The sequence below is a fragment of the Segatella cerevisiae genome (genome assembly GCF_024054555.1).
GTDB classification, from domain to species: domain Bacteria; phylum Bacteroidota; class Bacteroidia; order Bacteroidales; family Bacteroidaceae; genus Prevotella; species Prevotella cerevisiae.
The window spans coordinates 44,066-59,830 of record NZ_JAMXLY010000009.1 but is presented as its reverse complement, the minus strand read 5'-3'; the positions used below and the strand labels follow the sequence as shown (position 1 = coordinate 59,830).

At 42.9% G+C, this 15,765-nt stretch carries 12 protein-coding genes and 1 tRNA gene; 7 read left to right on the top strand and 6 right to left on the bottom strand.

What is annotated here, in order from left to right; all coding sequences use genetic code 11:
* Window positions 1-116: 116 nt before the first annotated feature.
* The 7 genes from NG821_RS03875 to NG821_RS03845 all read left to right on the top strand — a co-directional run bounded on the left by NG821_RS03875 (window position 117) and on the right by NG821_RS03845 (window position 5,758).
* Complete coding sequence (locus NG821_RS03875; RefSeq protein WP_252760349.1) at window positions 117-1,301, top strand: PdxA family dehydrogenase; 1,185 nt, start codon at window positions 117-119, stop codon at window positions 1,299-1,301.
* A 3-nt stretch (window positions 1,302-1,304) separates the two neighbouring features.
* Window positions 1,305-2,321 (top strand): lysylphosphatidylglycerol synthase transmembrane domain-containing protein, encoded by a 1,017-nt coding sequence (locus NG821_RS03870; RefSeq protein ID WP_252760348.1) that lies wholly within the window; start codon window positions 1,305-1,307, stop codon window positions 2,319-2,321.
* A gap of 191 nt (window positions 2,322-2,512) precedes the next feature.
* Window positions 2,513-3,805 (top strand): sigma-54 interaction domain-containing protein, encoded by a 1,293-nt coding sequence (locus NG821_RS03865; RefSeq protein ID WP_252760347.1) that lies wholly within the window; start codon window positions 2,513-2,515, stop codon window positions 3,803-3,805.
* A 67-nt stretch (window positions 3,806-3,872) separates the two neighbouring features.
* A complete protein-coding gene (locus tag NG821_RS03860; protein WP_394802057.1) occupies window positions 3,873-4,337 on the top strand; it encodes an LptE family protein in 465 nt (154 codons plus the stop codon).
* 2 nt (window positions 4,338-4,339) lie between these two features.
* Window positions 4,340-5,170 (top strand): tetratricopeptide repeat protein, encoded by an 831-nt coding sequence (locus NG821_RS03855; protein WP_252760345.1) that lies wholly within the window; start codon window positions 4,340-4,342, stop codon window positions 5,168-5,170.
* 2 nt (window positions 5,171-5,172) lie between these two features.
* Entirely contained in the window at window positions 5,173-5,586 is a 414-nt protein-coding gene (gene secG, locus NG821_RS03850) for a preprotein translocase subunit SecG (protein ID WP_252760344.1), read from the top strand.
* 95 nt (window positions 5,587-5,681) lie between these two features.
* Window positions 5,682-5,758 (top strand) — tRNA-His (locus NG821_RS03845).
* Window positions 5,759-5,948: 190 nt separating this feature from the next.
* Here NG821_RS03845 and NG821_RS03840 read toward each other — a convergent pair.
* From NG821_RS03840 to NG821_RS03815, 6 genes are all read right to left on the bottom strand, one after another.
* Window positions 5,949-6,713, bottom strand: a complete 765-nt coding sequence (locus NG821_RS03840; protein WP_252760343.1) for a class I SAM-dependent methyltransferase — start codon at window positions 6,711-6,713, stop codon at window positions 5,949-5,951.
* Between the two features lie 106 nt (window positions 6,714-6,819).
* Entirely contained in the window at window positions 6,820-6,984 is a 165-nt protein-coding gene (locus tag NG821_RS03835; protein WP_252760342.1) for a hypothetical protein, read from the bottom strand.
* Window positions 6,985-7,950: 966 nt separating this feature from the next.
* A complete protein-coding gene (locus NG821_RS03830) occupies window positions 7,951-8,106 on the bottom strand; it encodes a Fic family protein (protein ID WP_394802053.1) in 156 nt (51 codons plus the stop codon).
* Window positions 8,107-8,531: 425 nt separating this feature from the next.
* Window positions 8,532-12,047 carry a type I restriction endonuclease subunit R gene (locus NG821_RS03825; RefSeq protein WP_252760340.1) on the bottom strand — a complete coding sequence of 1,172 codons (3,516 nt, stop codon included), beginning with the start codon at window positions 12,045-12,047 and terminating at the stop codon, window positions 8,532-8,534.
* Between the two features lie 23 nt (window positions 12,048-12,070).
* Window positions 12,071-13,288, bottom strand: coding sequence for a restriction endonuclease subunit S (locus tag NG821_RS03820; protein WP_252760339.1), 1,218 nt, complete (start codon window positions 13,286-13,288; stop codon window positions 12,071-12,073).
* Window positions 13,285-15,306 carry a type I restriction-modification system subunit M gene (locus tag NG821_RS03815; protein WP_252760338.1) on the bottom strand — a complete coding sequence of 674 codons (2,022 nt, stop codon included), beginning with the start codon at window positions 15,304-15,306 and terminating at the stop codon, window positions 13,285-13,287. Before NG821_RS03815 ends, NG821_RS03820 begins: the two co-directional genes overlap by 4 nt.
* Window positions 15,307-15,765: the final 459 nt, after the last annotated feature.

Here is a 15,765-nt window from a genome sequence, read left to right as displayed (position 1 = left end):
TTCTTCTCCCTATCACGTTAAGTCCGACTTATACTTATAGAAAAGCGGAACTGTGAATCTCACCTTTTTGAAACGGCACATTCATAGTCACCATAAAATATACAAAATCAATCAATATGGAAGATAAAAAGATTCGTGTGGCCATTACACACGGCGACACAAATGGTATTGGATATGAACTTATCTTTAAAACCTTTGATGATCCGGCAATGCTGGAACTCTGTACTCCTATTATCTACGGGTCGCCAAAGGCTGCGGTCTATCATCGCAAGGTCTTGAATCTCAATACCCAGTTTACCATCATCAATTCTGCCAATGAAGCGAAAGACGGTCGTATCAATCTCCTGACAACATACGAGGAAGAGACGAAAATAGACCTCGGACAGGCTACCCCGGAATCCGGCACGGCAGCTCTGAAAGCGCTGGACAAAGCCATGAGTGATTTCCGTGAAGAAGCCTACGACGTGCTGGTGACTGCTCCCATCAATGATTCGAACATCAAGGTGGAAGGCTATCCTTTCCCCGGCGACACTCAGTATCTGGAGACCTGTATCGGAGAGGGCAAGAAAGCGCTTGTCATTCTCGTCAATGAGCAGATCCGGCTGGCTTGTCTCACGGAAGGCATGAACATTAAAGATGTGCCGGCTGCCATTACCCAAGAGAATGTGGAAGAAAAGACCCGTCTGTTCTTCAATACGCTGCGGAGGGATTTCAGAATATCCAATCCACGTATCGCAATATTGGCGCTGAACCCTCAGACCAGTGAAAACGGGAAATTCGGAAAAGAAGAGGAAAATGCCATCATCCCTGCCATCAAGGAATTGGCAGATCAGGGCGTCGAAGCTTTCGGCCCATATCCTGCCGAGGACTTCTTTGGAAATGGTGAATTTACTGCTTTTGACGGTGTCATGGCGATGTATCACGACCAGGGTTTTGCACCTTTCAAGGCACTTTCTCCTGACTATGGTGTGATTTACAATGCAGGATTGCCTCTGATAGCAACTGCCAGTGACCAGACTACAGGGTATGACAAGGCCGGCAAGGATTTGGAAGACCCGAATAATTTCCGCCACGCCATCTATCTTGCCATTGACGCGTTCCGTAACCGGACACAATATGATGAAGCCGGTGTACATCCTTTGGGAAAGCTCTATCATGAGAAGCGGGATGAAAGTGAGAAATCACGTTTCGGCATCCCAAAGAAACATTCCAATACCCCCTTCCCAGATAAGAAACCATCTACAGCCTCTAACACAAAAGAAGACCATCAGAACACTGCCCCAACCCAGACAACTGAGTAATCGATGAAAAGGAAATATCAGAATATCTTTTTCTTCATTGGTATTCTCATGTTTGCCGTCATGATAACCAAACTCGATTTCAAGGAAGTTTGGAATGGCCTTTACAGGGCCGGCTATTGGTTTCTGGCAAGCGTGTTCCTTTGGATATTCCTCTATGCCATCAATGCGGCATCGTGGAACGTCATACTCAGATCACAACGCAACAAAGACGGGTCGAAGCCGAAGAAACAAGTGCCTTTAGGGTATCTCTACAAACTCACGATTTCCGGATTCGCACTCAACTATGCCACTCCTGTTGGATTAATGGGAGGAGAACCCTATCGGATCATGGCCTTGGCACCTATCATTGGGACTGAACGAGCGACGTCATCGGTTATTTTGTTTGTCATGACGCATATTTTCAGCCATTTTTGGTTCTGGCTGGTGTCTATATTCCTGTATGTTCTCACAAAACCAATCAATACGGCAATGGGAATATTCCTGACTGTCATCGGACTGTTCTGTTGCGTGGCTATCTGGTTTTTCATGGTAGGTTATCGGAAAGGACTTGCACTGAAAGGGATGGAACTCGTCAGCCACATTCCCGGTCTGAAGAAAAAGACACTGAAGTTTATTGCGAGGCATCTACAGCAACTGGACAATATCGACCACCAGATTGCAGCACTGCATGCACAAAGTCACGGCAGTTTCGTCACTGCGGTTTTTCTGGAACTAACCTGTCGTATCCTGAGTGCTTTCGAGATCTTTTTTGCCCTATTGGTCGTCACGCCTCATGTCAGTTATATCGACTGTATCCTGATCCTCGCCTTTACGAGTTTACTGGCGAATGCCTTGTTTTTCATGCCCATGCAACTCGGCGGACGTGAAGGAGGATTTCTTCTATCGGTCAAAGGGCTGGCAATGACAACCACTGACGGTATTTTCGTCGCTTTGATTATCCGTGTCAGGGAATGTATTTGGATTGCAATCGGACTCTTGCTCATCAAATTTGAACAGAAAAGGAAAAAGAAAATCCCCTGAAACAGCCTTGAATGCCAAATAGAGGTATCTGCAAGGGGACTCCATCAGGCAAAAGTTTCGAGAACTGTCTTTCGATTAAGGAGAGGAACATAACCAGCCCGTATCTTAATGACTTGATTCTAAGGAAGAAATTAAAAAAGTCTGCCAAATTTGCAGTTTTCTCAAATAAAAGATGTAATTTTGTCATTCCAATGAATACAACAGAACTTCAGAATCTCAAACAAAGATACAATATCGTTGGAAACAACGAGGATTTAAATCATGCACTTGATGTTGCTATCCAGGTAGCACCAACTGACCTGAGTGTTCTCGTGGTCGGAGAATCAGGAGTCGGCAAAGACATCATCCCACGCGTCATCCATGACAATTCGCCCCGAAGACGAGAAAAATATTTTGCGATCAACTGCGGTTCTATCCCTGAAGGGACGATAGACAGTGAGCTTTTCGGACATGAAAAGGGTTCCTTTACCGGTGCTATCGGACAGAGCGAGGGTTATTTCGGAATCGCCAATAAGGGTACGATCTTTCTCGATGAGGTCGGGGAACTGCCTATGGCAACACAAGCCAGACTTCTCAGGGTACTGGAGACCGGAGAATTTATCCGCGTCGGAGGACAGGAGATACTGCACACTGACGTCCGAATTGTCGCCGCCACAAATGTGAATATGCAGAAAGCGGTCAGTGAAGGACGTTTCAGGGAAGATCTCTTCTATAGATTAAATACCATCCCTATACAAATGCCGCCACTTCGTGAAAGGGGCAACGACATCATCCTGCTCTTCAGACTCTTTGCCATGCAAATGGCTGAGAAATATCATTTGCCTAAAATCACCCTGACCGATGACGCCAAGCAACTCATGCTCAAGTACAAATGGCCGGGGAATGTGCGGCAATTGAAGAACATTACGGAACAGATGTCTGTGCTCTGTGAAAAACGGGAAATAGATGCTGATATACTCAGCCACTATATTCCTCAGGACATCGAGAGCACCCAACTCGCTACGATCAACAAACCGGGTGCCCATTCCTATGAGAGCGAACGGGAAATCCTCTATAAGATCCTCTACGAACTGCGGGGGAATGTGAGTGACCTGCGGAGAGATCTCAATTCCCTTCGCAAACAGGTCAGTGAGACCCGCGACCTGATCGGTGCCCCAGGATTCGATGCCTCCCACCTCGGAGCAGAGAAGGGTGCTTCCAGACTGCCTGTCATCAACGAGGCGGCAGAAGGACCGGCAGCCGGAAGGGCATTCCCAGTGATCAATGCCAACGTAGAAACACCGACACCTGAGGATGCAATAGCAGAAGAGATCAACGAACCGGAATCATTGAACTTAAATGATATCGGCCGACAAATGGTGGAAAAGGCTCTTGAAAGAAATAATGGCAACAGAAAGAAAGCTGCCGAAGAATTAGGTATATCTGACCGCACCTTATATAGACGCATCAAACAGTATGGTTTGGAAAGCAAAAACAATAAATAAAATGAAGAAGAAACTGTCTAGACCCGTTTTCTTCTCAGTACTCTGTATTGCCATTTTGCTTTCAGCGATGGCAGCCTGCTCTGTCAGTTATAAACTCAATGGCGCAAGTATCGACTATACCAAGACCAAGACCATCCAGATAGACGAGTTTCCTATCCGCTCCACCTATGTATGGGGACCTATGGGACCGATGTTCAATAATGAACTGAAGGATGAGTTTGCCAACCATACGCGTTTACAACAGGTCAAGAGAAATGGAGATATGGTCATTTCGGGTGAGATCACGAATTACTCCCAGCGCAACAAATCAGTTTCCAGCGAAGGCTATTCAGCCCAGACCGAACTGAGCATTACTGTCAACGTACGCTTTACGAACAATGCTAATCACAGTCAGGACTTCGAGAAACAGTTCTCCGCCTCCCAGACTTATGACACGACACAGAGTTTGAATTCTGTCCAGGAACAATTGGTCGAGGACATCATCAAAGATCTCGTCAACCAGATATTCAATGCAACTGTAGCAAACTGGTAAATATGGAACTGACACAACTGATACAACATCCGGAAGAAATGGATAAGGAAACGCTCTACGACCTTCGCAGCCTTTTAGCGCTTCATCCTTACTATCAGACTGTGCGCCTGCTCCTCTTGCAGAATCTGTACATCCTCCATGACCAGTCTTTCAATGAAGAATTGCGGCGGGCAGCGATCTATATCACCGACCGCAAAGTCATCTTCAAGATGGTGGAAGCCGCACACTATCAGTTTAATCATCCTTCCAGCAGTAAAGATGCTGAGGAGGAGCAGCCCACAGATCAGGCGACTACATCAGGTGAAGACCGGACCACTACGCTGATCGACAATTTTCTGGATTCCATTCCCCCTGAAAGTGAAGAGGAACAGAAAAAGAAGAAGCACCGCCAGCCCACACCAGCAGATGCTGCCGTCGACTATGTCAGTTATCTCATGGCCAACGAAAGTGATGAAGAGAAACAGGCAGAAAGCAAATCTGCGCCTAAGATGAAAGGACAGGAACTGATCGACAGTTTTCTGGATGACGGCGGTGGATTCCATCTTCAGACAGAAGAGGAAGAGAATACCGACAATCCGGGAATTTCTTCCGAGACAGGAGAAAGTCAACCAATTGTGCAAGGTGACGGTCAGAAACAGAAAGAAGAGGAAGAAATCATTGATGAAGGCTATTTTACAGAAACTTTAGCCCGAATTTACATCAAACAAGGCAGATATGAGAAGGCTTTGGAAATAATTAAGAGATTATATTTGAATTATCCAAAAAAAAGCGCTTACTTTGTAGACCAAATACGGTTCTTAGAAAAATTAATAATCAATAATAATAAAAAGTAGAAATGTATACAGTATTAATTGTCATTATTGTACTGGTATCAATTCTGATGATTGGCATCGTTTTGATCCAGGAATCAAAAGGAGGCGGATTGGCATCCAACTTCTCTTCCTCCAACCAGATCATGGGTGTCCGCAAGACGACCGACTTCATAGAAAAGGCAACATGGGGATTGGCTATTGCCATGGTAGTCATCAGTATCATGTGTGCTTATGTGGCACCTAAATCAACAGAAGATTCTAGTGTGATGGAGCAATCCGCCACTCCTACAAATACGGCAATTCCTGCAATGCCAGGTCAGAGCGCTCAAGGTGTTCCTGCCGGTAATGCTGCCAAAGGTGGTGCAGCACCTGCAACAGGTGGAGCTCCTGCTGGTGCACCGTCTGCACCTCAAGCACCCAAGACACCTGCGAATTAACAAATCTGCAAAAAAGTAAGGGATTTATTTGGTTAAATTAAAAAAATCCCTTACCTTTGCAATCGCTTTCAGAAGAGAGCATTTATCAATAAATGGTGGGTGTAGTTCAGTTGGTTAGAGCGTCAGATTGTGGTTCTGAATGTCGTGGGTTCGAGTCCCTCCTCCCACCCCATCAATAACAATGAAATACAAGAAGTTCTGAGTTTAAGATCTTCTTGTATTTTTATTTTATATAAGACCAGTCTCGTCTTATAACTTGCAGTTATACATAATATTTTTAAGTTCGACAGGAAGTGATTGTCACTTACTGCGAACATACAGAGTTACGAGGACTTTTTTTTGCCTATCCCTTGCATTACCTATCAGGAATCAGCCACATTCAAAGCCTTGAAGCGCAACCGCACATAGTCCGCATACCATTTGCCATTCTTATAGAGTTTATCCCTCAGTGCTTCTGACGTTTCAGAAATGATTTCATCGGATTCGCTTTTGTCAATCCCTCTAAAAGGAATCTGGACAAACATTCTGATCCAATCCTCCATCCCATGTTCACCTATTAACAAAGTTGGTCTGTCAAACAGATGGGCATAGACCATTCTTAAACCTGCTTGCTCCAATAACTGCGCATATTCCGCAATCGAAGGAAAGAAAAATGGCATGACATAATGCAGAGAGTGCTGCGCGAAGACTTTTGCAAGTGCTGCATGAATCAAATCATTATTGCCATATCCACCAAATTCTGCCACTAACTGGCCTCCTGGTTTCAAGATGCGGTGAATACCTTGCAACAGTTTCGGTTGATCTTTGCGGTCTACCCAATGGAAAACAGCATTGGAAAAAACGACATCTGCCTTGACCGGAATATTTAGGGCGGTAATATCCGCTTTTAAAAAATGGATATCAGGATAATTCGTCTGTGCTACCTTTAAAAAACTGTCAGACATATCCACACCTGTCACATCAAAACCCTGCTCTTTTAACTGATGCGTCAAGATACCGTTGCCACAACCCAAATCAATCACTTTACTGCCCTTTGGTGCATCAATCAAGTCTATTACGCCACGGCCATATTGAGGAACGAAATTAAAATTCTTCCCATAATCTTCAGCATTCCATTCTTTATTCATATTCTACGTATTAAAAATGTCAGATATTGAAAAGACAAGTAGGTGCCTATTAATGACAGGTACTTAACTTAGCTCCTACATTCATGTTTACCAACCTCTACGCCACTCAAAAAGTTACGAAAAGGATAACTCCTTGGGAAATGAGATAAAGGAGTTTGTTCTCGTCACCGTCCAAAGTCTCCAAGGCATCATCGTACCTGATAGCCATGGTCTTCCGCTTGTTGAACATATCCATCAGAAGCTCGCCCCCATTCTGGAGACTGCAATTCAATTCTTTTAAGACTCCAAATGAGGACATCTACTTTCTTTTACTTTCCCCCTTGCTAAGGCAAAAGCCAGCAGCACAATATCCTATAAATCCGGAAAATACCATATTATTTTTCTAGGATATCTACGACTTACCACTAACTGTAACAAAGTTAGAAATTCTCGCCAAGTCCACCAAATCATGCTTCACGACCAGATGAACTTTTAATGTTTTTTGGATTTTAAGGATGCCTCATATGAATTACTATCTTAAACGATCAACTGTAAAAGTCCGATCAAACAGTAGTTTCACGATGCTTTTTAAAGGCGATAATCAATTTTGTAACAGGTGAATTGAACCCTGATTATCCACACGACCGCTATAGAACCAAAACATGAAACTTTCTGCTAAAAATTGCAGTCTACCGCCACTTGCCAGCAAGGTACAAGATAATCACTACTGGCTCTTCTGTAGTTCTGTTACAAAGACAGATCAGGAACAGACCGAAAACGAATCCGTTCCCTCCCGTTCCCTCCTCGTTCCCTTCTCGTTCCCTGTACGTTCCCTATTTGGGTTTTTGGTGGACAAAACGGTTGGGGCAATCTGTTGAAGCGCTTTATTAGGGTGTAAAGAAGCGCTTTATTAGGTGCTAATAAAGCGTATCCGGACAATGTCAGGATACGTATGAACAGACCCTCATAAAGCGCTTCATCAGAACCTCAAAAAACTTATTGACAGGACGCAAGAAAAGCATGAACAGAACTTCAAAAAACTCATCAATAGGACCTCAGAAAGCGGTGGGCGGAACGTATGGTTGTGCATCAACAAAATACAGGGATAAGTATCAATACCATGAATGGATATACATCCTCAGTCGCGAAGATGGGCAACAATAGAAACAAAAAATATCATGCCCAGGCAGTTATATTATTTGTTACCATATATTTTCTTCCATTTAAGTGCTTGCTCTGTTAATTTACACATTTGCTTTTAGCTCGTTGGTTCATTAGGATAGAGTCGTTCTATGGCTCCGTCTGAAAGAGCTAGATTGACACCGATCTCCCTAAAGTTCTTTCTGTCTTTAAAATCAGAAATAGACATCATCTCAGTCATCGATAGATATTTTTCTCCCATATTTTCTATCAATTTTTGTATTTGTAGTGTTCCAAAAGTGTACTTAAGAAATGTTTAGGAGATACTTGGGAGATACGTGGGAGATACTTGGGAGATACGTGGGAGATACTTGGGAGATACGTGGGAGATACTTGGGAGATACGTGGGAGATACTTGGGGGGTGCTTAGGGGGTCTTAGGGGGTGAAGGTGTACCTGATTGAGAACAGTTTGTTGAAGTAAAATCTTCAAGATTATTGCTTAAACTGCATTCACTTTGGACAAAATGCGTATATACGCAAAAATATCTAATGAGCAGGAATATTTGTAACGATAATACCATTAGGTTCTACGGTAATCGTTACAGGCTCATATTGGGAATAGTCACCGTGATAGAACGCGTTGGTAATGGGCCTTATCTAATGACGGATCTGGATAATTATAGTTTATTTGTTCTTATTCAAATTTTCTCCATAGCCTCAAGTTTCGGGATATTGATAGCAACAACAAAGATATAGAGAGATACGGTCTCATGAATGTTCTTATCCAATTCCGACTCAGAATAATCAGGTGCACTATGTGACTCATTATTACGCCAACTTCTCAAGTCCTGAAAATAATTACCAAGAGCCTGAAAGCGACTATCCGGATTGTTTTTCAGTCTCCACAATTCCTTAAAATGCCAGGCCGTATTCGCCAGACCACTATTGTGTCCCTCCTCTACTGGCACATCCTCACTATATTCCAAATAGTACATTTTACGCAAAAAAGCCTCGAATTTTGTAGAGAGTTGAGAGAAATACAAAGCCTTGTAAGTTTGGTCGAGATTGCCACAATATACAGCGTTCAGAGCATTCTTCGTAGACAGATTCAGCCCATCAAGTTGGCGGGTTGTAGCTGCCCCCAAGATAACGAAAAAGTCATCCAGCACCTCTTCCAGACTACGGTACACCGGTCCGCAAATCTCAGAAAACTCATCACTGAACTCATCCAACATCTTCTCCTTCAACACGGCTTCATCATATTTAGGCACTCTATCCTTATTCGCATACTCTCCTATAAAGTCTACGATAGCCGTAATGATGCTTTCGCTAAGCGACGGACTCTTTTTCATCGCTTCCGTAAGACTGATGTACTTACCGATTTCGGCCATGGTTTTCTGTCCGAATTTCTTTTTCATTTCCTCCATGATGGTATCCAAGGTATTTCCGGCCTGATACATCTGAATGACTTCGGGGTCGTTCTTCAACTGATCCGCAATGTTCTTAATGAGCCGGTCATTCTCGTCCAAGAAACCGGAATAGGGTTCGTTGACTGTTTTCAACAAGTCATCTAAGGTGATTTCTTCCTCCTGTGGATTCTGAACATCACTTCCATTCGGTGTCTTCAGCACGCCATCCTTCTCATCCAGAACAATTGTCCCCTCCTCAGCCAGCTGCACACGGTATTTATCCAAGTCGATCTTGTTCAGCAAGTCTGTAGGTAAAGTATCCTCGTTGTAAGGCAAAAACTTATAATAAAGTTTGCAGAAAATATAGAAGGCTTCGAGTTTTGGATCGATAAAATTCATGATCTGTGCCAGATACCCATATTGCCGGATATAGCGGTTGACCAACCTCCGATAACGTGTCTGTTTGTCCCTTTCCATCGGTTTGACCTTCTCATCAGTGAGTTTACGCATCATCGGTGAGAGCGCCTCTATTCCCTTAGAGTTATTAGCAGCCACTACAGTTGCCACCCTCTCTACATCTTCAGGAGTAAAAAGGCCATAATTTTCAATGTCATTTTTATAGTCATACAGACGTTGCGGATCATCCTTACCCTCGAGATAAGTCACTTGATAGTAATCCTTGAACGCATCATAGACATCCTTCTGTTTGTTGACAAAATCTATCACCATCGTATCTTCCTTGTCAGGATGGCAACGGTTCAAGCGACTCAACGTCTGAACACACTGGATGCCACCCATTTTCTTGTCGACAAACATCGTATGCAACAAAGGTTGGTCAAATCCGGTCTGGAACTTTTCGGCTACGATAAGAATTCTCTCATCCCGTTCTTCAAACTTCACCTTGATGGCATTGTCTCTGATGCCCCAGCCGTTCAAGGATTCTTCCGTATAGCTCACACCATCTATATCCACAGTTCCGGAGAAAGCGACAAGTGTCTTCACTGCCCCGTTGTATTTCTCCTTGATAATTTTGTCTATCGCTTGCTTATAGCGTACAGCTTGCTTGCGTGAACTGGTCACTACCATCGCCTTCGCTTTACCTTTGATTTTATAGATGGTCTTGGTCATCAACCAGTCCACAATCATTTTGGCCTTGTAATCCAAGACATAAGGCTGGTCATTCACATATTGCATGGTCAGACGAAGCGCCTTTTTCTTTTCGTACGTTCTGTCCTTTTCTTCATCCGGAGTGACCTTCTCGTCCTTCACCAGTTCAAACATCGTCTGTAAGGTCGTATAATTTTGCAGCACATCCAGGATAAAGCCCTCCTCAATGGCCTGTTTCATCGTATAATAATCAAATGCCTTTCCATCCGGTTCTCCGAACAGAGCAAAAGTCCGATCTTTTGGAGTAGCCGTAAAAGCAAAATAAGAAATATGTTTCATCTGCTTTCGGGAGGCCTGCAACTCACTGAGGACATGGTCCAAAGGAGTCTCCTCAACCGGATCATAGTCGTCTACCACATCTTCCAACTGGTCCTTCCGAGTCAATACCTCCTGAATATCCTTAGCTGCTTCATTACCCATTGCCGAATGGGCCTCATCGATGATCACTGCGAAATGTTGCCCCGCTATTTGATTCAGATAATCCATGGCATATCCGAATTTCTGCACTGTACTCACGATGATACGGCTTCCATCTTCCAAAGCTGAAGCCAGTCTCTTGCTGCCGTGTCGAATATCATTTACTGTACCAGGAACAGTTTCAAACTTTTTAATGACATCTGCAACATTCTTGTCAAGCACAACACGATCCGTGACCATGATCACACTGTCAAACACTGGAGTATTGTCAGAGTTCTGAAGATTGGCCAACTGATGTGCAAGCCAAGCCATAGAATTGGTTTTACCGCTCCCTGCACTATGCTGGATTAGGAAGTTTCGTCCCACCCCATCTTTCTTCACCTGTCGAATAATACGTCTGACTACCCTCAACTGATGAAAACGGGGGAAGATGGTCACTTGTCCTTTATGAGTAGAAAACTGCTTGATAAAATGCTGGATGATATTCAAAAGCGAATCAGCCTGCAAGATCTCTTTCCACATATAGCAAGTGGCATAGTCATCCTTCACTATAGGATTTTTCGCATCCTTATTGAAAGGCAGAAACCGGGTAGCTTCCCCATCCAGTCGGGTTGTCATCATCACCGTATTATTATCCATCGCAAAATGAACAAGACAGGTCTTCAGCATCCGGTTTTTTGCATCTCGATCATATTCATACTGAAGCATGGCATTCTGTACCGTTTGTCCGGTAGCCTCGTTTTTCAGTTCCAAGGTCATAAGCGGCCACCCATTGATGAGAATGCACAAGTCAAGTTCGTTATCTTTATCCGAGCCAGCAGACGAATATTTCATCTGGCGCACGACCGCAAAACGGTTTTGCTCATAGAGTTTTTGAGTTTCATCATCCAAATGCATATCCGGTTTGAATTGCAGGAGTTTGAAGCTCACGCCACTGAGGACCACTCCTTCCCTAAGCAACTTGAGGTAACTTTCTCCCCTATCAATCTTATGGTTGACCGCAGTAATCACTGCATTTACGCCTTCTTCTTCCGATCCATAAATATGAAGAAGCCTCCGCCAACTATCTTTCTGTGCTTTTAAAAACCGTACCAGCAATTCACGGTCCACAAGGTGTTCTATATCGAAGTCTTTCGGACTCCTCTGCACATACAACGGACTTGAAGCAAGATAGTCTGCAATATGTTGTTCAAAATAAGTTTCGTTCAGTTTTTCCGGCATATCTCTTTACTTTTAATTCTTGGTTAAGCACTCACTTTCCTTTTTCCAGTCACCACTTCACTAATCAGTGCGGTCTTGTATTCCTTCAATAAGTCTATCTTGCGCTGAGACTTTGTGACAACAGAATCAATCTTTTCACATTTATCATCAAGGTAATCGGCAATGGATTTCTGTTCTGAAAGTGGGGGAATATAACAATATAAGGAAATCATAAAGTTAAATGACACCCTTGGCATTTTTGCTCCATAAGTGGATCCATCGACTACATTGGTAAATTTATCAGAAAGCAATAACCATTTTACAAATTTAGGATAAGCATTTTCTTTGACTGAAAAAACGAAAAAGTCTCCAATGGCATTACCTTCGGTATCAGCCAACCATACCTTTTTAAGATACGGGCGTAATTTTCCATACAAAATATCGTTACATTGAAAACCAATTCCATTACCTTCGAAATTATTTTCTTTAACGAGAAATTTTCCCGTTCCACTTTCTATATTCTCCAAACCTATTTTATTAGAATTGTTTGAAGGAAGGGTCTTTAATTGAATGAGATTTTTCAACCGACATTTCTCCCAATGCTCAGGAATTTTTCCGATCCATTCTATCCCTGAATCCCTCATTTTGACATGAGGATCAAGACCTTTCGTTACGACTCGACTAATAATAGAAGACTTCAGTTCTTTTAATAACTCTATTTTCTTTTGCAAATTACCAATCATCCCATCTATCAGACCACACCTTTTGTCTAAGTAATCAGCAATGAATCTCTGTTCGGAAAAAGGGGGAATATAATAAGATAAGGAAAGCATAAAGTTTGATGACACTCTTGGCATTTTTGCTCCATAAGTAGAACCATTAACCACATTGGTAAACTTATCAGAAAGCAATAACCATTTTACAAATTTAGGATAAGCATTTTCTTTAACAGAAAAGACAAAAAAGTCTCCAATGGCATTACCTTCAGTATCAGCCAACCATACCTTCTTAAGATAAGGACGTAATTTTCCATATAAAATATCGTTACATTGAAAACCAATTCCATTACCTTCGAAATTGTTTTCTTTAACGAGAAATTTACCTGTTCCACTTTCTATATTCTCCAAACCTACTTTATTAGAATTGTTTGAAGGATGTGTCTTTAATTGAAGAAAATTTTTAAATCGACATTTATCCCAATGTTTCGGAATTTCTCCAATCCATTCTATACCAGAATCCTTATAGTGTTCATATCTTCTCATGATTCTTCCTCCATTAATGCCTTCCTATCCTTTTCGCTATCTGCATCCAAGGCTTTGAGATCAGCCATAATTTCCTCCGTGGAACGCAAAGGTTGATAGGTATAAAAAAGACGGGTAAAGGGAAATTCACACCCTAGTTTGTCCTTGGTGCGGTCCAACCAGGCATCAGGAACAAACTTCAACACCTCACGCTGAAAATAGGTATCGATGTCTTCCGTGAAAGGAATGTTCTCTGTATCCGTAAGGTTGGGATCGGGCACTAAGGGACTGTCGTTATCGAAGGGGTCTTCATGCACCATTGGAGCACCTTCCCGAATTTCTCCCAAATACTGGCGGACTTTCTTAATCTGAAGCGCAGTTAATTTCCGAAACACCTTGCTTTTTCGAAGTTTATCAAAGAATGCCGCATCGGTCCGTTCGGAATCGACATCAGGAAGATTGGCGATATTATTGAAAAAGGACTGGTCGGCTTTCTTCAAACTCCCTTGCCGTATCAATCTTTCGATTTTTTGAGAACTATCCTTATATATTAAACGGAGCGGACGGAGGACGGTGACCTTGGTATATTCAAAGTCTTCGTAGGGAATGACCTTGGCTATAGCTGTTTGTTTTCCATCAATATCATCCGAGGCATCACGATAGTTGCGGTATAGTTCCACCATTTCCTCGCTTCCCTCTTTGCTCAGCTCATAGCGCTTCTTGCCCAAGGAATGTTGGAGCAAAGTCTCAAACTTGGGGTAATTGGCATTGATGAAAAGCACCTTTCCCCGACGTTCCTCAGGCCGTTTATTGTCAAGTATCCACAAATAAGTATTGATACCAGTACCATAGAAGAGATCCCCCGGCAGGGCAACAATAAGATCCAGAAGATTCTTATCAAGCAAGTACTTACGAATGTTACTCCATCCTGAACCGGCATCTCCGTTGAAGAGAGGAGACCCGTTGAGAACAATCCCAATACGGCTGCCTTCCTTCGGGCGCATCTTACTGATCATGTGGAGCAAGAACAGCAAAGAGCCGTCACTCGTACTCGGTAGGCCTGGAGAGAAACGACTGCATGAGGTTTCAGCTTCATCCCTAATCTGTTCTTCACTCTTCTTCCAGTCCATACCAAAAGGCGGGTTAGCCAACATATAGTCAAAGGTAGCCCCCCGTTCATAATCGTGAGTCAAGGTATTGCCCAAGTGGATACCACTGGCATCATCCCCCTTCATGATCAAATCCGACTTACAGATAGCGTAAGTCTGTTCGTTGAGTTCCTGACCATGCAAGTGAGCCACATTCTTCCTACCAGTCTGTCTCTCCAAATATTCCTTTGCCAGAGTAAGCATGCCGCCCGTACCGCAGCAAGGATCATAGACCGTATATAAATGACCTTCCCGGTAGATCTTCCGTTCTTCACCGCACATGACCAAGTTGACCAGGAGTCGGATGATCTCACGGGGAGTATAGTACTGACCGGCCTTATCGTTGGTCGACTCCTTCGAATAACGGATAATCGTCTCGAAAACCGTCCCCATCATGTGGTTGTCAACGGACTGCAAACTCAAATCGGCCTTTTGCACGAAGGCTTCCGTCACCTTATACAATAGTTGCTTACGGGCCAAGGTTTCATAGATAGGACTAAGCCCCTTTTCTTTCCCACCCGTAAAGTTGTAAAGGATATCCTTGATATTCTCACTGAACCCATCCAAATACGTCTTGAAATTGCTAGTAAGTTCTTCCGGGTTGCCCAACATCTTTTTCAGCGATAGTTTGGAACGGTTATAAAACGGTATTCCTTTGGTCAGACGCAACGAATCCGAAACATATTCGCTCAATTTATCTTCATCAGGGATTGAGGCTTTCAATTGTTTTTCGACCTCCTCTATATCCTTTTTTTTATCTTCCAATACACAGTCCAGACGACGAAGGAGGGTAAAAGGCATGATTACCTGATCTACATCCTTGTCATTGTAATCATCCCGTATCAATTCCTTGATACCCCATATCATCTGAGCCAATTCTTGTGCAGTCATACTAAAAATAGGTATTTGTGCTGCGAATTTACGAAATTTTATTTAAAGGTGAAAACAAAAAATACCTAAAGTGCGCCTCCTGTCATAGAAGGAAGCACATTTTCGATAAATAGGTCAGAAAGATATTCTTAACCCTTCACAACTATCCTGAAAACTAAGGATGGTTGTTACCGGTTAAAGAACGTGATTAAGACAAATTCAAAAGAAAGCAATTTCTATATCAATAGTTTGTTGAGGTAAAATTTTCAAGATTATTACTCAAACAGCATTTACTTTGGACAAAAATGCGTATATACGCAAAAATATCTAATGAAGAGCAATCCACTCAGAAACATTCTCTTATACTTAATAACTATATGCACTTTAAGCTGTCTGTCCTGACGGAGAAGTCCCCCGTGCACTAAAATACTAAGAAAAGGTTTTTGCATTCCCATTAATATTTCCAAAGCGGGAAATAAC